The sequence below is a fragment of the Nocardia sp. CA-145437 genome, from assembly GCF_050956485.1.
Taxonomy (GTDB): Bacteria; Actinomycetota; Actinomycetes; order Mycobacteriales; family Mycobacteriaceae; genus Nocardia.
This window is the reverse complement of record NZ_CP191204.1, coordinates 1,755,252-1,775,053: the sequence shown is the minus strand read 5'-3', so window position 1 is coordinate 1,775,053 and position 19,802 is coordinate 1,755,252. Positions and strand designations below refer to the sequence as shown.

Genomic DNA, 19,802 nt, shown 5'->3' with positions numbered 1-19,802 from the left:
ACGCCGTCGACGCACGCACGACGGCGGGGTGAATTCCGCCGTCACGGCTAGCTGCTGGACGCGCTCGCGAACGGCGTGGCGGCGGGGGCGGCCGGTCGCCGGATCGGGTGCCGCCACAGGCCCTTTCGCTCCAGGATGGGCAGCACGCCCTCACCGAACCAGTACGCCTCCTCGAGGTGCGGGTAGCCCGAGAGCACGAAGTGGGAGATGCCCGCCTTCGAGTACTCGACGAGCCGTTCGGCCACCTCTTCGTGTGAGCCGACCAGGGCGGTGCCCGCGCCGCCGCGGACCAGGCCGACGCCCGCCCACAGATTGGGGGCGATCTCGAGCCGGTCGGTGCTGCCGTTGTGCAGTTCCGACATGCGGCGCTGCCCCTCGGACTCGCTCTGCGCCAGGGCGGCCTGGACGCGTTCGATATCGGCGGGGTCGATACCCGCGAGCAGCTTGTCGGCGACCGCCCACGCCTCCTCGGAGGTGTCGCGGGTGATGACGTGGATGCGCAGCCCGTAGTCGAGCTTGCGGCCCGCGTCGACGGCCAGTCCGCGGATCCAATCCAGTTTGCGGCTCACCGCGAGGACCGGTTCACCCCAGGTCAGGTAGGTGTCGGCGTAGCGGGCCGCCACCGGTCCGGCCGGGCCCGAGGACCCGCCGAAGAAGATCGGCGGCACCGGGTCGGGCCGATTGCTCAGCAGCGCGTTCTCGACGCGAATGTGCTCGCCGTGGAAGGTGACCGGTTCGTGCGAATTCCACAGCGACCGCACCACATCCAGGAACTCGCCGGTCCGCGCGTAGCGGGACTCCTTGTCGGCGAAGTCGCCGTAGGCGGCCTGTTCACGCGGCTCGCCGCCGGTCACCACATTGATGAACAGCCGTCCGGCCGAATGCCGTTGGAAGGTGCCCGCCATCTGCGCGGCCAAGGTCGGGCTCATCAGGCCGGGCCGCAGCGCGACCAGGAACTTCAGCGTCTCGGTGGTCTCGACCAGCATGGCGGTGGTCAGCCACGCGTCCTCGCACCAGGATCCGGTGGGGGTGAGCACGGCCTCGAAGCCGTTGCTCTCGGCGGCGGCGGCGATCTGGTTCAAGTAGTGCAGCGAGGCGGGCCGGTCCCCGGACATGGGGGTGCCGTGCCCGCCGACCACCAGGCCCCGGGAGTCGCCGGAGGTGGGCAGGAACCAATGGAACGACAAGCTCATGCGGGGACTCCTAGGAGGTGAATCGGTCGTTGAAACGGGTGTCGATGAAGTCGGCGATCCGGACCTTGCCGGGGATCAGCTTGGCGTCGGCGAAGCCGTCGGCCACTTGCTGTTCCGCGGCGATCGTCGCCTCATCGAGCGGATGGTCCTGGTAGTTGGCGCGATTCACGGCCAGCAGGGTGACGTCGTAGGGCACGCCGGTGATCCCCGAGGACCGCTTGGCCCACTCCTCACGGTGCCCGGTGATCCACACGTGCGCGCGCCGCAGCCGTTCCAGCAGATCCCGCACGGCTGCGGCATTCGCCTTGTTGTCCAACGTCTTCGAGCCGGTGACGTAGAAGCTGTCCGGCTTCACGTAGCCGGTGCCGTCGACCAGTACGCGGGCCCCGCCGACCTCGGCCTGCGCGGCGTAGGGATCCCAGACCGTCCAGGCGTCGACGCGGCCGGTGGACAGGGCGGCGAGCGCGTCGGCGGGCTGCAGGTACTGCGGCTCGATATCGCCGAAGCTCAGACCGTTCTTGGTCAGCACCGACAGCAGGTGGTAGTGCGCGGAACTGCCCTTGGTGACCGCGATCTTCTTGCCGCGCAGGTCCTTCGGGTCCTTGATGGTCGAATCCTTGGGCACGATCACGGCATTGCCGGCGACGCCGGAGTCGTAGGAGCCCACGATCTTGATCCGGGATTTGGCCGCCGCCGCGAACACCGGCGGCGCGTCACCCACGCCACCGAAGTCGACCGCCCCGGAGTTGATGCCCTCCAGCAGCGGCGGACCGGCGGTGAAGGTGGACCATTCGATCTTGTAGGGCAGCTTGTCGATCTCCCCCGACACCTCCAGCTGGGCTTGCAGCGCCAGGCCCTTCTGATCACCGACGTGCAGGGTCACCTGGGACAGATCCACCGAGCCGTCCGCGTTCACGCCCTTGGTGTCGTCATTGCCCGAGGAGCACGCCGCGCCCGCGAGGGTCGCGGCGACCGCCAGGGCGGCGAACAGGCGCTTGGTCTTCATTCGGTGGTTCCTTCCGGGGTGACGCCCAGCTCGGCGAGCAGAGCCGCCCGCAGAGCCTGGAATTCGGGATGGTCGCGGCGCCGGGGGCGCGGCAGGTCGATGGGCAGCTCGCGCCCGATGCGCCCGCCGTCGAGCACCAGGGCGCGGTCGGCCAGCAGCAGCGCCTCGTCCACGTCGTGGGTGACCAGCAGGACGCCGGGCCGATGCCGCGCCCACAGGTCCAGTACCAGGCCGTGAATCGTGATGCGAGTCAAGGCGTCGAGGGCGCTGAAGGGTTCGTCGAGCAGCAGCAGGTCCGGTTCCCGGACCAGGGCGCGGGCCAGCGAGGCGCGCTGAGCCTCGCCGCCGGAGAGCGTCAGCGGCCAGGCCTCGCCACGCTCGGCCAGTCCGACCTCGGCCAGCGCGGCCGCGGCCGCGGCTTTGGCGTCGGCGCGGCGCAGGCCCAGGATCACGTTGTCGCGCACCCGTTTCCACGGGACCAGCCGCGGTTCCTGGAAGGCGACCGCGACCTCGCCGGAGACGGTGAGCTCGCCCTCGGTCTCCCGATCGAGGCCCGCGAGCGCCCGCAGCAGGGTGGATTTGCCGGATCCGCTGCGGCCCAGCAGGGCCACGAACTCGCCGGGGCGGATGTCGAGATCCAGGCCGTGCAGGACGCGGCGTGCGCCGAAGTCCTTGACCAGACCGCGAATTCGCACGACCGAAGCCTCGGTCGCCGGGGTCTCGGCGGCCGGGGGAGTCTCCGCGCGAACGGTCGCCTCCAGTCCGGCCAGGGTCTCCGCGATGACCGAATCGGTCAGTGTGCCAGGAAGCCGCGTCGCCATGACAGCGCTCTCCTCTCGATCGAACGGACGAGTGCGTCGGTGAGCAGCCCGAGCACGCTGTAGACGAGCAGTCCGACCACGATCACGTCGGTGCGCAGGAATTCGCGGGCGTCGTTGATCATGAAGCCCAGGCCCGCATCGGCATTCACCTGTTCGGCCACGATCAGCGCCAGCCAGGCCACGCCCAGCGACTGCCGCAACCCGACCAGGGTCTGGGGCAGCGCGCCCGGCAGCACGATGTGCCGGATCAGTCCCGTGCGGCTGAGCCGCTGCACCTGCGCGAGCTCGGCCAGTTTGCCGTCCACGCTGCGGATGCCCGCGAAGGTGTTGAGGTACAGGGGAATCGCGACGCCGAAGGCGACCAGCACGATCTTGGGCAGCTCCCCGATGCCGAACCACAGGATGAACAGCGGGATCAAGCCGTAGAACGGCAGCGTCCGCAGCATCTGCATCAGCGGGTCGACCAGGTACTCCCCCGCGCGGCTCAGCCCGGCCGCCAGCGCCAGCGCGATGCCGGCGACCGCGCCGATGGCGAAGCCCAGCGCGGCGCGGCTCAGCGACACCGACACGGCCTTGGTCAGCGTGCCGTCCCGGATCAGGTCCACGGCCGTCTCGACGACCGTCAGCGGGGAGGCGAGCAGTCGCTCCGGCAGCACCCCGGTCACGCCGGCCAACTGCCACGCCACGACTACAAGCAGCGGCGCGACGAAGCGGGCCAGGACGGAAACGTTCGGCAGGCGGGGCCGGCCCACGACGGGCTTGGCCTGCACGGCAATGGAGGACACGAAGCACCCCTCGGGCGAACGGGACGGGGACCGTGGCGGCCGAGGGCCTTCGAGCGCCACCTGTCCGACTGTGCCGTTCCGAGCCCGGCCGGTCACCGGTTGGAATCCCCGTGATTCTGGGATCCCGAGGGCCTGGGAGAGCTGTGTGTCAGATGCTGCGGATCAGGAGAGGGGTGGTGCCGGGTTCCCTCCGCAGCTGGGAACCCGGCACCAGGTCGGCACCGGTGTGGGCGGTGGCCGACGTCTAGTGGCCGTCGCGGACGATCTCCACGGCGCGGGCGAGAATGCCGAGGCCGTGGGTGATCTCGTCATCGCTGACGGTCAGGGGCGGGAGCAGCTTCACGACCTGCTCGGTGGCTCCGGAGGTCTCGACCAGCAGGCCGAGTTCGAAGGCGACCTGGCAGACCTTCTCGGCCTGCGAGGCGTCCTCGAAGACCAGGCCGTGGACCAGACCGCGGCCGCGGGTGGTGATGCCGCCGAAGGATTCGGTGAGCGTGACCAGCTGGTCGTGGATGCGAGCGCCCTTGGCCAGGGTGGACCGATGCAGGAGGTCGTCGGACCAGTACTCGCGCAGCGCCACCTCTGCGGTCACGAAGGCGGCGTTGTTGCCGCGGAAGGTGCCGTTGTGTTCGCCGGGCGCCCACTGGTCCAGTTCGCGGCGCATGAGCACCAGCGCCATCGGCAGGCCGTAGCCGCTGATGGACTTGGACAGGCAGACGATGTCGGGGGTGATGCCGGCGATCTCGAAGGAGAAGAACGGGCCGGTGCGGCCGCAGCCCATCTGCACGTCGTCGACGATGAGCAGAATGCCGCGGGCCGAGCACAATTCGGACAGGGTGCGCAGCCATTCGGCGCGGGCCACATTGACCCCGCCCTCGCCCTGCACGGTCTCGACGATGACGGCGGCGGGCTTGTCGAGTCCCGACGAGGTGTCGTCGAGCGCGCGGCGCATCCACGAGAAGTCCTCGGGCTCATCCAGATAGCCGTCGAAGGGCATCGGCGTGGCGTGCGCCAGGGGGACGCCCGCGGCGGCGCGCTTGGCGGCGTTGCCGGTGACCGACAGCGCGCCCAGCGTCATGCCGTGGAAGGCGTTGGTGAAGTTCAGGACGGTGGTGCGACCGGTGACCTTGCGGGCCAGCTTGAGCGCGGCCTCCACGGCATTGGCGCCGGTCGGGCCTGGGAACTGGACCTTGTAGTCGAGGCCGCGCGGGGTGAGCACCAGATCGCGCATGGTCTCGAGCAGACGGCGCTTGGCGACGGTGGACATGTCCAGGGCATGGGTGATGCCGTCGGCCATGATGTAGTCGACCAGGGCCTTCTTGAAGACCGGATTGTTGTGACCGTAGTTGAGGGTGCCGGCGCCGGCGAAGAAGTCCAGGAACTCCTTGCCGTTCTCGTCGGTCAGCCACGCGCCGCGGGCGGTGTCGAATACGGTCGGCCAGGAACGGCAGTAGCCACGCACATTGGATTCGAGCGCCTCGAAAACGGTCGTCTCTGCAATGGTCATCGTGTGGTTCCTAGCGTCGCAACTAAGTGAAACGCTGTTGTTTCTATCACATGGGCACCGAAGCGAAATCATTTTCTTTCGAATCGGGCAGCCATACCCGCTGCCTATGACCACGTGACCCACACCGCAACAGACCGGCACACAGCATAACTCGTTGCGGGACACCGGCCGCACCCGTAGGGTCACACCCTTGTGCGCAGCGACGTGGGGGTCTACTGGCAGCTGGTCAAAGCAGGGTTTCGCAGACAATCGCACTATCGGCTGGCGATGGCGGCGGGCCTGCTCACCAATCTCGTCTTCGGCTTCGTCCGCGCGGCCGTGCTGATGACGGCCGTCCACGAGAACGACGGCTTCGGCGGCTACGACCGCGGCACCATCGGGGCCTACATCTGGCTCTCCCAGGGACTGCTGGGGGCCATCGCCTTCTGGATGCTGCCCGACATCGTGGAACGCATCCGCACCGGCGACGTCGCCATCGACTTCCTGCGACCCGTCGACATCCAGTTCGCGCACCTCGCGGAATACCTGGGACGCGCGGGGTTCTCACTGCTGCCGCGCGGGCTGCCCAGCGTCCTGGCCGGGGCGCTCACCTTCGGACTCGCCTTCCCGGCCGCACCCGGCCCGTACGCGCTGGGCGCGATCAGCCTGCTGCTGGCCATGGTCCTGTCGTTCCTGTCCATGTTCGCGGTCAGCCTGGCCGGGTTCTGGCTCATCGAGACGCGCGGACTGCGGTCCCTGCACATGATCTGCGGGACCTTCCTGGCCGGACTGTTCGCGCCGGTCCACCTGTTCCCGGGCTGGCTGCGCACCGTGGCCTACTCCACCCCGTTCCCGTCCATGCTGCAATGGCCGGTCGATCTGCTGTCCGGCCGCACCACCGGGTGGGCTGCGGTGGAAATCCTTGCCGTGCAATGCTTCTGGTTGGTGGTCCTGGTGGCGCTCGGACAGCTGCTGTTGCGGGCCGGACGCCGCAAGCTGGAGGTGCAGGGTGGGTGAGGCGATCCCCTCACGTCTGGCGCCCTATCGCGCGGTCCTCGGATCCCGGCTGCGCGCACAACGCGCGTACCCGCTGTCCTTCGCCACGGATGTGCTGAGCGCCTTCCTGATCGGGCTGATGGAATTCGCCGAGATGTGGGTGATCTTCCACAATGTGCGGCAACTGGGCGGGCTCGATCTGAACGGCATGCTGCTGCTGTTCGGCATGAGCAATACCTGTTTCGCCATCGCCGACATGGTGGTCGGGCACGCCGACACGCTGCCCACCTATATCCGGATGGGCACCCTCGACGCGTACTACCTGCGGCCGCAACCGCTGCTGCTCCAGCTCATGACCAGTGATGTGCAATTGCGGCGGCTGGCGCGCATCGCGGTAGCAGCCACCGTGCTCGCGTTCGGCCTGACCCGCAACGACATCGACTGGTCGGCGGCGCACCTGGTGCTGTTCGCGGTTACCGTGGCCTCCGGAATCGCCATCTTCGCAGGGCTTTTCGTGTGCGCGGCCGGGGTGCAGTTCTTTCTGATCGACGGTTCGGAGCTGACGAATTCCTTCACCTACGGCGGCTCCTACGCCTCGATGCAACCGACCTCGGTGTTTCCCACACCGATGAAACTCGTGTTCGGATTTCTGATTCCGGTCGCCTTCACCTCCTATCTGCCCGCCATCGCACTGCTCGGACTGCCCGGGCCCGCGCCGCTGCCGGGCTGGCTGGCGTGGGCGGCTCCGGTGGCGGCGGCGTGGGTGTGGGTGGTGGCGCTGTTCCTGTGGCGGCTCGGGACCCGGCACTACCAAGGAGGCGGCGGATGAGCGCGACCCTGACCGGCGAGCGAGCCATCATCGAGATCGAGGGCCTGACACGGACGTTCACGGTCAGCAAGAAGGAGGGCCGCTGGCGACGGCGGCGCGAGGTGCTGACCGCGGTGGACGATATGAGCTTTCGCGTGGAGCCCGGCGCGGCGGTCGGCTATATCGGCGCGAACGGCGCGGGCAAGTCCACCACCATCAAGATGATCACCGGGATCCTGGTGCCCTCGGCCGGACGGCTGCGGACCTGCGGCCTGGACCCGGTGCGGCAGCGCCGCGAACTGGCTTCGCGGGTCGGGGTGGTGTTCGGGCAGCGCTCACAGTTGTGGTGGGATCTGCCGCTGCGCGAATCGTTCTCGATCCTGGCGGCCATCCACCGGCTGGAGCCGGCCGCCGCGCGGGCCCGCACCGCCGAACTCATCGCACAGCTGGATATGGGCGGCACCCTCGACACCCCGGTGCGGCAGTTGTCGCTGGGTCAGCGCATGCGCGCGGAAGTCGCGGCGGCGCTACTGCATTCGCCGGAACTGGTCATTCTCGACGAGCCGACCATCGGCCTGGATGTGTTGTCCAAGCAGCGATTACGCGAATTCCTGCGGCACGAGCGCACCCAGCGCGGCACCACCCTGCTGCTCACCACCCACGACATGGGCGATATCGAGCGACTGTGCGAGCGGGTGCTGGTGGTCGATCACGGGCGGCTGATCTACGACGGCACCCTGACCGGGCTCGGCGCGACCGTCGGCGCGCAGCGCGTGCTCACCGTCGATCTCGCCGAGCCGACCGCGGACCTCGACGACCTGCCCGGGGCGAAACTGCTCGACAGCGCGGGCGCGGGCATCCGGCAGCGACTGGCCTTCGATACCGAGACCACCACCGCCGCGCAATTGCTCGCGGCCGTGTCGGCGCGCGCCGAGGTCCGCGACCTGTCCATCGAGGAACCCGATATCGAGGACGTGGTGCGGCGGCTCTACGAGGCCGCGGCGTCGGGCTCCCTCGCACCCTGATCGAGCCGGAACGGCGGATAGACGTCGGTCATGAGCGAGGCGTAGGCGCGCACCCGCAGGGACCAGCGGTTGATACCCATCAGGAAGTCGTACAGGCCCTGCGGGTAGACGCCGGTGAACAGCAGCGCGATCACGGCGACCAGCGCGAGAATCGCCAGGGGCCCGAACGAGTTCCGGCCGCCGTACACCAGCGCCGCCACGATCAGATATTGCGGAATTGCGAGCAGCCACCATTTGATCAGGACCAGCCCGCGGCTGAGCCGTTCGGGATAGTCGACCTCCAGGTCCGCCGGATATGCCGGGTCAGATTCCAAACTGAACGGTGGGTATTTATCGGTGCCCAGCTGAGAGAGGGCATAGAAACGCACCCGCCAGCTCCAGCGCAGCACGCCGACATTGAAATCGAACAGCGCTCTCGGATACTGCTCGGTAATGAGAATGGCGAAGAAGGCGACGATACCGACCGCGAGATAGGCGATGCTCAGAAAGAGCAGGACGATCAGGTGTGGAATAGCAAGTATCCACTTGACTATCCACAGCCAGCGGGAGACCGCGGGATCGAGATCCCCCCGTACACGAACCGGATAAACAGGACTTGGCTGCATGGCCATCACTCCTCTCGAGGGCGGCGCACACCTGGCGACCACCGCGCGAACAGCGGTGAGCCGTTGTTCACCCCATTGTTTCCCCGGCGACGCGAAGATCACATCTGCTTCTCACACATTGTGACCAGATTCGTAATAGCACGCGCGACGCCGAGTTCCGCACACCACATCGGCATCGTTCGAATTGCGGACAACGGTCGGGTGTGCGACGTTGCTGACTATTCTCTATGTGCTCGGCCCGGGTCGGCACGCCAGCTGATAATCGGGAGACGGAGTGAAGGTGGGTTCGGCGAAAATGTTGCCGCCGGGTAACGTGAAGCTCACGCCGCCACGGGAATTGATCCGGCCGCGCACCATCGCGGCGCGCTTGCGCCGCATCCTGATCTTCTCCGTCGCACTGGTACTGGCCCTGCTGGCCGTCATCATCACCCACCAGGTCAACAGTTTCCGCGACACCGGGGAGACCGCGCGGGCGGTGCGCCTCGCCCTGGACGTCCAGGACCTGGTGCACGAGATCCAGCGCGAACGCGGCCTCACCAACGGCATGCTGGGTGGCGACGCCGGGGCCCGGCCCGCCATCGGCAACCAGCGCCTGGCCACCGATACCGCACTGCAGCAACTGAATCAGACCCTCAGCGATCAGCCGCCGGGCGCCGATCAGGTCCGCTCGGGGCTGTCCCAGTTCTCCGGCGTCACCGCCAACCGCTCCGACGTCGACGCCGGGCGCGTCGACCGCGCCGCGTCGTTCACCTTCTACACCAATGCCATCGCCGCGTTGAACCAGGCGCGGCCCGGCCTCGACCACGCGCCCGACTCACAACTGTGGCGGGGCCTGCAATCGCTGCACGACCTCGGCGACGTCAAGGAGTTCACCGCCCAGGAACGCGGCTTCCTCGCGGGCGTCTTCGCCGCGGGCGAGTTCGGGCCCGGCGAGTACGTGAAGTTCCTCGACATCCGTGCCGCCAAGCAGGCCGCCATCACCGGATTCGAGCGCGACTCCACCCCGGCACAGCGGTCGAAGCTGTACGCCGCCATGCAGACCGACGAGTCCATCCGGGTCAATACCGCCGAGGCCATCGCCATCGCCTCCACCCGCGGACCCCTCACCGAACCGGTGAACCCCGCCGACTGGTGGCGCGAGATGAGCTCGCTCATCGACGGCGAACGCACCGTGCAGCGCAGCATCGGCGGCGAGATCACCGGCCGGGCGAGCGACCTGCGCCGCGACGCCGCCCTGGTGCTCGCGCTGTACCTGCTGGCCGCCGCGCTCGCCATCGCCGCCCAGGTGTGGCTGGTGGTGGCCGCCGTGCGCGCCATCGTGCGACCGCTCGCCGACCTCGCCGAAGAAGCCGACGTGGTGGCCGGGCGGCGACTGCCGCAGCTCATCGAGGCGTGGCAGAACTCCGACGACGCCGACCCGGAACCACCCGAACCGGTCCGCGCCGACGAGAGCGCCGGCGCCGAGATCGCGTCCGTGGCCACCGCCCTGGACCGGGTGCAGACCACCGCCTACGAACTCGCCTCCGCCCAGGCCCGGCTGCGCCGCAACTCCACCGAATCCATGGCCAACCTGGCCCGGCGCAATCAGAACCTGGTGCGCCGCCAGCTCGGCCTGATCAGCGAGTTCGAGCGCGAGGAACTCGACCCCAACGCCCTGTCCAACCTCTTCGAACTCGACCACCTGGCCACCCGCATGCGCCGCAATGCCGAGAGCCTGCTGGTGCTGGTCGGCGAATCCAGCCCGCGCCGCTGGTCCAAGCCCATCCCGCTGACCGACGTCATCCGGGCCGGACTGTCCGAGGTCGACGACTACCGGCGCGTGGTGCTGCGCCGGGTGGACGACACCGCGATCGTGGGCGCGCACGTCAGCGAGGTCGCGCACATGCTCGCCGAACTCATCGAGAACGGGCTCTCGTTCTCCCCGCCCGACCTCGAGGTGGAGATCTACGGCCGCCGCCTGGGCGCGCGGTACATGATCGCGGTCGTCGACCACGGCGTCGGCATGCCGCCCGACCAGCTCGCCACCGCCAATGCCCGGCTGCGCGGCGAGGCCGACTTCCTGGTCGCGCCCACCCGGTTCCTCGGGCACTACGTGGTGGGCCGGCTGGCGCGGCGGCTCGGCGTCGAGGTCGAGCTCACGGTGTCGCCGACCAGCGGTGTGGTGGCCCGCATGCTGCTGCCGACCGACCTGCTCGGTGACCCCGACGCCGACCGGCCCGCGGCGCCGCGGGACTCGAAACACGCGGCGGGAGCGCAGCTTCCGACCGTGGTGGACACCATGCCGGAGTCCAAGCCCGGCCGCCACAGCTCCACGCCCGCGGTGACACCGGCCGCCCCCGCCGAGACACCGGCGGACGCGGCCGAGCCCCAGGCCCCCGCCGCCACCGACCCCGTCTACGACACGGCCGCGGCTTTCGCGGCCCTCACCGAGATCATCGGCGACATGGGCTCCGCGGCCCCGAGCGAACCCACCGGCGGCAACGGTTCGCCGGTGCGCCCCAGCACGATCAAGCTCGTTCCGCTGCCGGACAAGGGTCAGCAGGCCGCGGCGCCGACACCCGCGGTCTCGCGGCCCACGCCGACCGGCCCGGCCATCGATTCCACCGCGCCGCCGCCCGTTCCGGCACCGTCGATCACGGCATCCGGATCGGCTGTCACCCCCGGCGTTCCGCAGGCAACCGGCGCCGCGGGCACGACGGCCGCGACCGAGAATCCTGGCACGCCGTCGGCAGCCGCCGGGAGGCCCGCCGCGGCGGCGGGCGTCGGCACCGCGGCCGGCGCGCCCAAGACCGCTGCCGTGGACCAGGTTTCGCCGGGCTCACCGGCGGCGGGGCCGGACGTTTCGGGAGCCGTCCCGGAGGTGCAACGTACGCGAAACGGTCTCGTCAAGCGCAACCGGAAGACTCGCGAGCACACGGGCGCCACTCCGGGTGGCGCTCAACCGGCAGCCGGGCGGCCAACCCCGACGCCGGTCGCGGACCGTTCACCCGACGAGATACGCAGCATATTGGCCGGATTCCGATCCGGACATCAGCGCGGGCAGGGCGGCGAACCGCCCCGACCCGGATCGCGAGCATAGGAGGACACCGGGTGACCACCCATTACACCGATACCGATCCGCACACCTTCAACTGGCTGCTGGCGGATTTCGTGCGCACCACCGACGGCGTCCGCGACGCCGTGGCGGTGTCCTCCGACGGGCTACTCATGGCCATGTCCCAGGGCTTGGACCGCAATGGCGCCGACCGGCTGGCCGCCATCGTCTCCGGCCTCACCAGCCTGGGCCGAAGCGCTTCGCGCAGTTACGATTTCGACGGCCTGCGCCTGGTCATGATCGAGATGGGGCGCGGGTTCCTGCTCGTGTCGGCCATGGCCAACGGCAGCTGCATCGGCGTCATCGCCGACCACCACGCCGACGTCGGGCTGGTCGGCTACCAGATGGCGGTGCTGGCCGACCGGGCCGGCGCGCTGCTCACCCCGGCACTGATCAGTGAACTGCGAGAATCGTTGAGCCGATGAATGATTCGCATAGGTTGCCGGACGCGCGCATGATCGCACCGACCCGCCCCAGCGGCTGGTCCGGTGCGCCCGCGGCCGCGCCCGGCGCCCGCCCGTCCGGCGACATGGACCCCGACGAACCGGTGGTGCGACCTTTCATGATCACCTCCGGGCGCACCACCCCCGTCGTCGACGGACTGCGCATCGAGGCCCTGGTGCACGCCACCCCGGCGGCGTTGTCCGCACCGCTGCGCTTCGAACTCGAACGGGTGGCCCGGCTGTGCCAGCGCCCGCATTCCATCGCCGAAATCGGTGCGGCCCTGCGGGTGCCGATCGGGGTGGCGCGGGTGCTGGTCAGTGATCTGGTGTCGGCCGGACACGTGTCGGTGGGCCGCACCGACGAACTCTCCACCGCTGCTCTGGAAAGGATCCGGGACCTTGTTCGGAACCTCTGAAATATCCGGTGATCCGCTGCCGCTGGCCTCCTCGGTGAAGGTCGTGACCAGCGGCGGATTCGGGGTCGGGAAGACCACCTTCATCGGGGCGATCTCCGAGATCGAACCGCTGTCCACCGAGGCCGCCATGACCGAAGTGTCGGTGGGACTGGATGATCCGGGCCTGGCCACCGGCAAGACCACCACCACGGTCGCGCTCGACTTCGGGCGCATCACCCTCGACGCCAGCCTGGTGCTCTACCTGTTCGGCACGCCCGGCCAGGAGCGCTTCGAATTCCTCTGGGACGATCTGCTCGACGGCGCGCTCGGCGGCATCGTGCTGGTCGACACCGGCCGGGTCGAGGACTGCTACCCGGTGCTGGACTTCTTCGAGCAGCGCGGGACGCCGTTCGTGGTGGCGGTCAACCGATTCGAGTCCGGATCGCGCTTCGAGCTGAGCGAGGTCCGCGAGGCGCTGGACCTGTCCCCCGCCATTCACCTCATGGACTGCGACGCCCGCGATCGGGAGTCGGTGAAGCTGGTGCTGGTGGCGCTGCTGGAGCAGATCCTGCAGTCGCGCCGCGCCCCGGCGCTGGCCGGTTGATCCGGACCCGGGACCGGAACAAAAATCGCCCCGGGTGCGAACGCACCCGGGGCGATTGCCCGAAAACCCTTCGCGGAAATGCGAATTAACGGCCGAACGAACCCGTCCACAGCGTGTTCAGCAGACCACCCAGGGCGGCGCTGCCGGTGTCCAGAACGCCGTTCAGAGCAGCGGAACCAGTGTTGATGATAACCGGGATCATTTTTCAGCCTCTCTACTGTTGTCGCCGCCGTCCGGGATTTCCGGCCGGCGACGGGACCCACACTGCCGAGGGAGACTTAGGCGAACCTTGCCTGTCGCTGAGAGGTAGCTGAGACGGCCTGTGTCACCCATCACAGAGAGAGGACCGTCCAGTTCCTACTGTGGCGGTGTGGCTCCCGCCGAGTACAGGCTGATCTCGCCGCCTTCGCCGAGAAACGCGTTGACCAGCATCGTTCCGCTGGAACGCAATTCGTCGGGCTCCGGCGCGGCGGTCGTGATGGCGACCTGCGGCAGCGCGGACCAGTTCACGACAAACCGATCGGGCGGTCCGTTGTCGTCGGACAGATGCGCGAGCCGGAACACCGACACCGTTCGGCGAACGATCAGGTTCCGGACGACTTCGGCAATTCGCTCCGGGTCTTCCAGCGCGAACATGAAACCGAACCGCAGCTCCGGCGAAGAGGCATAGGCGGACATGAATATCGAGGCTAACCGACTTCGGCGCGTCGCACCCCCGGCGCGCCGCAGAGATAGCTATTCATAAGCTTCGGTAACCGAACCGGCCCCGGAGGACCTCACCCCGGCCGCGAAGCACCCTCGAAGCCGTCTCACACACCGCCCGCGCAGGTGTCGATCAGCCTTCAACCGCAGCGGCCATGTGACCGTCTTGTAATGCTGTATAACGATTTTCAGGCAGCTTCGCCGATCACGCGCCGGATGGTTGCGCCCCTCCGACTATCGCGCTTTCCTGAATATGTCCCGCATTATCGGACAGTCTTCTCATCGCATCGTCGCGGATTTCCCGGTTACTTCACCGTGTCGCTGGTGGTGGGCTGTTGCGTTCCGGGTGCGGGGCTGCGCCGGAGCCGAGGGGAGCCCCTCCCCGAATCCCCCTCGGCCCTGGCGTATCCACACGCATGCGCCGGCCGAGGGTGGGAAATATGGCAATCGACTACACCGGAGCGGGTTTCGGCGTCGAACTCCCCTCGCCGGACACGCTCCTGCGCGCCTTCCGAGAACCGGTGGACACCGCCCGCCGCGACCGCGACGTCCTGGAATCGGCCCACGAGCTGGTGCGATGCCACGAACGGCGGCAACGGGCCCTCGACTCCGCCCACGCCGGCGACGCCACCCCCGACGATGTCGCCGCCAACGCCTACCGCATCGACCGGATCGACACCCGCCGCGCCGAGCTGGTATCCCGCATCGACGACTGGGTCGCGGTGAACATCCCGCACCGCGCCGGGGCCTCCCTGCACACCGAGACCCTCGGCGCCGTCATCGACCGCATGGCCGCGAAATGGGTTGCCGCACAACAGGCCCTGGGCAACGGTGGGCCTCCGGCCCCGGCCAACGGCGTTCCGAAAGCCACCGACGGACGAGCCCGGCGCCGCGCCAAGGCGCACCGGGTGAGCGAGGACCGGCCCCACCGCGGGGTGGACACCGAGGCCCACCTGCAGTGGTACCGGCTGGCCGAGCTCGCCGACGGGTATCGGGATCTGATCACGGAGGTCGCCCAGCACCGGCGGCGACTCCCCACGTGGTAGGTCAGACTCTCCAGGTCAGCGCGGGTCGACGACCTCTGCGTCGATGACGTCCGACGGTGCCACGCGCTCGCTGTGGACCGGCTTCGTCGCCGAATCCTCCTGCGCCCGTGGCGGTTCCGGGGTCTCGTCGAGATCGTCGTCGAGGTCGTCGGACAGATCCGCGGTGCGCTGCGCGGCGGCGTCCTTCTCGGCGGCGGCCGCGGCTTCGCGCATCTCGATGGCGTCGGTGATCCAGTCACCGATCTCCCGGGTCACCTCGGCGACCGTGCCGGTGATGATCGACGCGATATTGCCGACGTGCCGTGCTCCCGACGACGTCAATTCCTGGATCAGATCCTTGTTGCTCTCGAATTTGGAGATCATCTATACGCCCACCTCACTCGCCTGCCCCCGGCGCATCACGATAACACCGGCCTGCCCTGAATTCTTGACCAGGAACGGCGGCAACGCCAGCTTGAACAGTTTCGCCCACACCGAACCGATCTGCTTGGAGAAGCGGCCGGTGTTGTACGGCAGGCCGTGCTTTTCGCACAGCGCCCGCACCTCGGGCGCCATTTCCGGGTAGCGGTTGGCCGGGATGTCCGGGAACAGGTGGTGCTCGATCTGGTGCGACAGGTTGCCCGACATCACATGGAACAGCTTGGAGCCCTTGATATTGGCCGAGCCCAGCATCTGGCGCACGTACCACTCACCCTGGGTCTCCTCGGCGCACTCCTCCTTGGTGAACGTCTGTACGCCGGTCGGGAAGTGCCCGCAGAAGATGATCGAGAAGGTCCACAGGTTGCGCACGATATTGGCGGTGAAATTGGCCGCCAGCGTGGACAGGAACAGCGGGCCGGTCAGCGCCGGGAACACCAGGTAGTCCTTGAGGACCTGCCGCCCCGCCTTGCGGCTCTGCCCCTTGAGCAGGGCCTTCACGTCCGACCAGCTGCGCTTGCCGGTCAGGATGTTCTCGACCTCGAGGTCGTGCAGCATCACGCCCCACTCGAACAGCACCATGAGCGCGAACGCGTAGGCCGGGTTCCCCAGGTAGTAGGGGTTCCACTTCTGACCCTCGTCGATCCGCAGGATGCCGTAACCGATGTCGCGGTCCATGTCGTGGATATTGGTGTAGGTGTGGTGCATGTAGTTGTGCGAGTGCCGCCACTGGTCGGCCGGGCACACCGTATCCCATTCGAAGACACGGGAATTCAGGGTCGGCTCACGCATCCAGTCCCACTGGCCGTGCATGACGTTGTGGCCGATCTCCATATTGTCGAGGATCTTCGACACACTCAGCGCGGCCACGCCCGCCAGCCAGAACGGAGGCAGGAAGCCCAGGTAGAGCAGGCCACGGCCGGCGATCTCGAGGCCGCGCTGGGCCTTGATCACCTTGTAGATATAGTCGCGATCGCGCTCGCCCAGGTCGGCGGTGACGCGGGCGCGCAGCGCGTCGAGTTCGCGGCCGATCTCCTCGACCTGTTCGACGCTGAGGACCAGCGGGCCCTCGGGGGTTTCGGTCAGAATCGCCATGATGTCTCCGTTCACAGAGCGAGGTCGACGTCCCCGACAGGGGCGTTGATGCAGATCTGGATGGGCTGATCCGGGTCGCTGTCGAGCTCCCCGGTGCGCACATTGCGGGTGCAGCCGCTGCGCTTGACGGCGGTGCAGGAGAAGCAGATGCCCATGCGGCACCCGAACTCCGGATTCAAGCCCGCGGCTTCGGCCTGTTCGAGCAGGGTTTCCCCGGTGTTCTCGGCGACCACGCCGCTGCCGGAGAAGGTCACCTTGCCCTCGGCGTCGGACGGGTCGACGACCGCGGTGGTGAGGGTGAATTCCTCGCTGTGCAGGCGCGGGCCGAGCTGTTCGGCCTCGTAGACGGTGCGCACGGCGTTCATCAGGCCGGGCGGGCCGCACAGGTAGGTCTGCGCGGTCGGGAACCAGGGCGCGACCGCCTCCAGCTCGTCATAGCCGAAATTGGCGTGACGCTGGGTCTCCGGGTAGCGGAACTCGACCCGCACATTGCCGTGCTGCATGGCGATCGCCTCCAGCTCCTCGCGGTGCGGGACGAATTCCGGAGAACGGTTGTAATGCAGGAACAGGATCCGGCCGCGGTAGCTCTCGTTGGCGAGGGTGCGCAGCATGGACAGCACCGGGGTGATGCCGCTGCCGCCGCTGATCAGCACGACCGCCTCCGGGCGGGTGGCGGGCAGGTGGAACACGCCCGCGGCGGGCTCCAGATCCACCACCATGCCGGGGATCGCGTTGTCGTGCAGGTAGTTCGAGACCAACCCCTGCGGGTGGGCCTTGACCGTGAGTTCGATGTGCCGGTCCCGACGTCCGTCGGCATTGACCGGGGAATAGCAGCGGGTGTGGCGCACGCCGTCGATCACGACGCCGATCTGCACGTATTGCCCCGCCACGTGCCCGGTCCACTGCCGGGCGGGCTTGAGGGTGAGGGTGACCGATCCGACCGCGCTGCGCCGCACATGGGTGATCTCCGCGCGCATCGAGCGCCGGGTCAGGGTCGGGCGCACCAGCTCGAGGTAGCGATCCAGCGGGTGCGGGGTGGTCATTGTCTTCTGCACCAGGTCGAGTAGTCCGACCATGTGAGCCTCCTGTCGCGTCGCCGGGCTCAGCGACGCCTCTCCACGTTCGACGCGCTGTCCGAGCCGGCGTCGCCGTCCACGCTGACTTCGACGCCGTTTCGGTGCACATCTGTACACTGAGATAGTGTGCCCGGTGAAGCCACTCCAGTTCAACCGGCAGTTCGTGTGACCCACACGACATCTCTCGAATGGAACGAATGTGAACGCATGTATGCTCATCGAGATGAGCGAGCAGGCAGCTACCCGAGTCGAGCGCAAGGAACGCACCCGTGCGGCCCTGCTCGACGGCACCCTCGCCCTGGCCGCCGACCGCGGTTTCGCCGCGCTCTCCCTGCGTGAGATCGCCCGCTCCGCCGGCATCGTGCCCACCGCCTTCTACCGGCATTTCGCCTCCCTCGACGAACTCGGCACCACGCTGGTCGAGGAAGGCGTGCGGCAATTGCGGCTGGCGCTGCGGGAAATGCGGCGCACACCCGATCCGACGCTCTCCCAGACCGTGCGATTCGTTTTCGAACAGGTCGACGGCAAGCGCGATCTGTGGGGCTTCCTGATTCGCGAACGACACGGCGGCTCGGCGCCCTTGCGCGGGGCCATCTCGGTCGAAATGCAGCTCATCGAACGGGAACTGGTCGTCGACCTGTCCCGCGTGCGAGCCCTCGACGACTGGTCACCCGACGATCTGGAGCTGGCGGCCGACCTCATCGTGTCCACCGTCGCCGACCGGATCGCCGACTACCTGATGGCCGAACCCCGCGAGAGCGCACGCACCGTCGACCGCGCCGTGCTCCAGGTGCGGCTCATCGCGCTCGGCATGGGCGCCTGGCGGCCCTGAGACCGGACCGTTACCGCGAATTCACCTGTCGTGCAGGTCATCCCCGCGTACCGGCAGCAACAGCATCAGGCCGACGATCAACACCAGTAGCAGGCCGACGATTCCCGCGCGCTCGGCGTCGAAAGCCCACACGAAGAATCCGAAAAGGGTTGGGGCCAGGAAAGATACAGCGCGACCCGTGGTCGCGTAGAGACCGAACATCTGACCCTCACGCCCCGGCGGGGACACCCGGGCCAGGAACGAACGGGCCGAAGCCTGTGCGGGACCGACGAATACGGTCAGCAGCAGGCCGAAAATCCAGAACATCAGCGGACCCGACAACACCAGCAGGAACGCGCCGCACACGATCATGCCCAGCAGCGAGGCGACGATCACCGCCTTCGGGCCGGTACGGTCGTCGAACCGGCCGCCGACCAGCGCGCCCAGCGCCGCAACCACATTCGCGGCGATGCCGAACAGCAGCACGTCGGCATCGGCGATGCCGTACACCTTCATCGCCAGGATCGCGCCGAAGGTGAACACGCCCGCCAGACCATCCCGGAAGACGGCACTCGCCAGCAGGAACCCCACCGTGCGGCGATCGGTGCGCCACAACTCCCGCACATCCCGGAACAGCACCCGGTACGAGGACAGGAACGCCCGGCCGCGCACCGCCGCACCGGGATCCGCGCCGGTGCGCGGCACCTCCGGGACGAACAGGAACAGCGGCACCGCGAAACCGGCGAACCACACCGCCGCCAGCACCGCGACCAAGCGGATGTTCAGACCGTCCTCGATCGGGACGCCGAGCAGGCCACGATTGTCGCCCTTGCCCGCGATGAATCCGACATAGCTGATCAGCAGCAGGATGATGCCGCCGAAATAGCCCATGGACCAGCCGAATCCGGACACCCGGCCGACATTCGCGGGCGTGGACACCTGCCGCAGCATGGCGAAATACGGGACATGCGACAGTTCGAACGACGCCGAGCCGACCGCCAGCAGCACCAGACCCACCCACAGGTAGTGGTAGTCGTCCTTCACGAAGAACATGGCCGCCATCAGCAGCACCGTCACCGAGGTCAGAAAGCCCAGGGCCAGTTTGCGTCTCGCGGTGGCATCGAACCACTGGCCCGCCACCGGCGCGGTCAGCGCCACCACCAGGCCCGCCGCCCCCAGCGCCCACCCCAGCCAGGCGCTCGCCGAGATCCCGCCCGGCAGATCCGCACCCACTTTGTCGGTCAGGTACACCGAGAACACGAAGGTCAGGATGACAGCGTTGAACGACGCGCCCGCCCAGTCCCAGAATCCCCACGCCAGTACGGTTCCCCGCCCGGTCGCCTGCCCGACGGTGACTTCTCCCGACGCCTCGGTCATCAGCGCAGACTAAGCGA

19 protein-coding genes and 1 pseudogene are annotated in these 19,802 nt (G+C 68.3%); 9 read left to right on the top strand and 11 right to left on the bottom strand.

Annotation, left to right across the window (positions count from 1 at the left end):
- Positions 1-47: 47 nt before the first annotated feature.
- From ACQPYY_RS07705 to ectB, 5 genes are all read right to left on the bottom strand, one after another.
- Positions 48-1,193 carry an LLM class flavin-dependent oxidoreductase gene (locus tag ACQPYY_RS07705; RefSeq protein ID WP_379101069.1) on the bottom strand — a complete coding sequence of 382 codons (1,146 nt, stop codon included), beginning with the start codon at positions 1,191-1,193 and terminating at the stop codon, positions 48-50.
- A gap of 10 nt (positions 1,194-1,203) precedes the next feature.
- Positions 1,204-2,199 (bottom strand): ABC transporter substrate-binding protein, encoded by a 996-nt coding sequence (locus ACQPYY_RS07700; RefSeq protein WP_433593240.1) that lies wholly within the window; start codon positions 2,197-2,199, stop codon positions 1,204-1,206.
- Positions 2,196-3,020 (bottom strand): ABC transporter ATP-binding protein, encoded by an 825-nt coding sequence (locus ACQPYY_RS07695; protein ID WP_433593239.1) that lies wholly within the window; start codon positions 3,018-3,020, stop codon positions 2,196-2,198. The genes ACQPYY_RS07700 and ACQPYY_RS07695 overlap by 4 nt, the downstream gene beginning before the upstream one ends.
- Positions 2,993-3,805 (bottom strand): ABC transporter permease, encoded by an 813-nt coding sequence (locus ACQPYY_RS07690; RefSeq protein WP_379101060.1) that lies wholly within the window; start codon positions 3,803-3,805, stop codon positions 2,993-2,995. Before ACQPYY_RS07690 ends, ACQPYY_RS07695 begins: the two co-directional genes overlap by 28 nt.
- 244 nt (positions 3,806-4,049) lie before the next feature.
- Positions 4,050-5,312 carry a diaminobutyrate--2-oxoglutarate transaminase gene (gene ectB, locus ACQPYY_RS07685; RefSeq protein ID WP_379101058.1) on the bottom strand — a complete coding sequence of 421 codons (1,263 nt, stop codon included), beginning with the start codon at positions 5,310-5,312 and terminating at the stop codon, positions 4,050-4,052.
- 192 nt (positions 5,313-5,504) lie between these two features.
- Here ectB and ACQPYY_RS07680 point away from each other — a divergent pair, with 192 nt between their 5' ends.
- From ACQPYY_RS07680 to ACQPYY_RS07670, 3 genes are read left to right on the top strand one after another with little or no spacing between them, the layout of a single operon-like run.
- Positions 5,505-6,308 (top strand): ABC transporter permease, encoded by an 804-nt coding sequence (locus tag ACQPYY_RS07680; protein ID WP_433593238.1) that lies wholly within the window; start codon positions 5,505-5,507, stop codon positions 6,306-6,308.
- Positions 6,301-7,116: an ABC transporter permease gene (locus tag ACQPYY_RS07675; RefSeq protein ID WP_433593237.1), complete on the top strand. Its 816-nt coding sequence runs from the start codon at positions 6,301-6,303 to the stop codon at positions 7,114-7,116. The genes ACQPYY_RS07680 and ACQPYY_RS07675 overlap by 8 nt, the downstream gene beginning before the upstream one ends.
- Entirely contained in the window at positions 7,113-8,120 is a 1,008-nt protein-coding gene (locus ACQPYY_RS07670) for an ABC transporter ATP-binding protein (RefSeq protein ID WP_433593236.1), read from the top strand. Before ACQPYY_RS07675 ends, ACQPYY_RS07670 begins: the two co-directional genes overlap by 4 nt.
- On the opposite strand, the gene ACQPYY_RS07665 is transcribed toward ACQPYY_RS07670, so the two are convergent.
- Positions 8,084-8,725, bottom strand: a complete 642-nt coding sequence (locus tag ACQPYY_RS07665) for a DUF4389 domain-containing protein (protein WP_433594594.1) — start codon at positions 8,723-8,725, stop codon at positions 8,084-8,086. The genes ACQPYY_RS07670 and ACQPYY_RS07665 overlap by 37 nt on opposite strands.
- 295 nt (positions 8,726-9,020) lie before the next feature.
- Here ACQPYY_RS07665 and ACQPYY_RS07660 point away from each other — a divergent pair, with 295 nt between their 5' ends.
- Genes ACQPYY_RS07660 through ACQPYY_RS07645 form a run of 4 tightly spaced genes read left to right on the top strand, consistent with a single transcriptional unit; the run spans position 9,021 to position 13,261 of the window.
- Entirely contained in the window at positions 9,021-11,804 is a 2,784-nt protein-coding gene (locus ACQPYY_RS07660) for a nitrate- and nitrite sensing domain-containing protein (RefSeq protein WP_433593235.1), read from the top strand.
- A gap of 11 nt (positions 11,805-11,815) precedes the next feature.
- Positions 11,816-12,244 (top strand): roadblock/LC7 domain-containing protein, encoded by a 429-nt coding sequence (locus tag ACQPYY_RS07655; RefSeq protein ID WP_379101044.1) that lies wholly within the window; start codon positions 11,816-11,818, stop codon positions 12,242-12,244.
- The gene (locus tag ACQPYY_RS07650) at positions 12,241-12,678 is read left to right on the top strand and encodes a DUF742 domain-containing protein (protein WP_433593234.1); all 438 of its coding nucleotides are present in this window, start codon (positions 12,241-12,243) and stop codon (positions 12,676-12,678) included. The genes ACQPYY_RS07655 and ACQPYY_RS07650 overlap by 4 nt, the downstream gene beginning before the upstream one ends.
- Before the next feature lie 22 nt (positions 12,679-12,700).
- Positions 12,701-13,261, top strand: a complete 561-nt coding sequence (locus tag ACQPYY_RS07645; protein ID WP_379102144.1) for a GTP-binding protein — start codon at positions 12,701-12,703, stop codon at positions 13,259-13,261.
- A gap of 357 nt (positions 13,262-13,618) precedes the next feature.
- Here ACQPYY_RS07645 and ACQPYY_RS07640 read toward each other — a convergent pair whose 3' ends face one another.
- Positions 13,619-13,897 (bottom strand): hypothetical protein, encoded by a 279-nt coding sequence (locus ACQPYY_RS07640; RefSeq protein WP_433593233.1) that lies wholly within the window; start codon positions 13,895-13,897, stop codon positions 13,619-13,621.
- Positions 13,898-14,403: 506 nt separating this feature from the next.
- Here ACQPYY_RS07640 and ACQPYY_RS07635 point away from each other — a divergent pair.
- A complete protein-coding gene (locus ACQPYY_RS07635; RefSeq protein WP_433593232.1) occupies positions 14,404-15,009 on the top strand; it encodes a DUF4254 domain-containing protein in 606 nt (201 codons plus the stop codon).
- Between the two features lie 111 nt (positions 15,010-15,120).
- Here the strand turns inward: ACQPYY_RS07635 and ACQPYY_RS07630 are convergent.
- The 3 genes and pseudogenes from ACQPYY_RS07630 to ACQPYY_RS07620 form a co-directional block, all read right to left on the bottom strand.
- Positions 15,121-15,372 (bottom strand): annotated as a pseudogene (locus ACQPYY_RS07630) (hypothetical protein); the annotation flags it as partial.
- Positions 15,373-16,521: a fatty acid desaturase family protein gene (locus ACQPYY_RS07625; RefSeq protein WP_433593231.1), complete on the bottom strand. Its 1,149-nt coding sequence runs from the start codon at positions 16,519-16,521 to the stop codon at positions 15,373-15,375.
- Between the two features lie 11 nt (positions 16,522-16,532).
- Positions 16,533-17,597, bottom strand: a complete 1,065-nt coding sequence (locus ACQPYY_RS07620; protein WP_433593230.1) for a ferredoxin reductase — start codon at positions 17,595-17,597, stop codon at positions 16,533-16,535.
- A 223-nt stretch (positions 17,598-17,820) separates the two neighbouring features.
- Here ACQPYY_RS07620 and ACQPYY_RS07615 point away from each other — a divergent pair, with 223 nt between their 5' ends.
- Positions 17,821-18,429 carry a TetR family transcriptional regulator gene (locus tag ACQPYY_RS07615; protein WP_433593229.1) on the top strand — a complete coding sequence of 203 codons (609 nt, stop codon included), beginning with the start codon at positions 17,821-17,823 and terminating at the stop codon, positions 18,427-18,429.
- A gap of 21 nt (positions 18,430-18,450) precedes the next feature.
- On the opposite strand, the gene ACQPYY_RS07610 is transcribed toward ACQPYY_RS07615, so the two are convergent.
- Positions 18,451-19,785: an MFS transporter gene (locus ACQPYY_RS07610; protein WP_433593228.1), complete on the bottom strand. Its 1,335-nt coding sequence runs from the start codon at positions 19,783-19,785 to the stop codon at positions 18,451-18,453.
- Positions 19,786-19,802 lie beyond the last annotated feature (17 nt).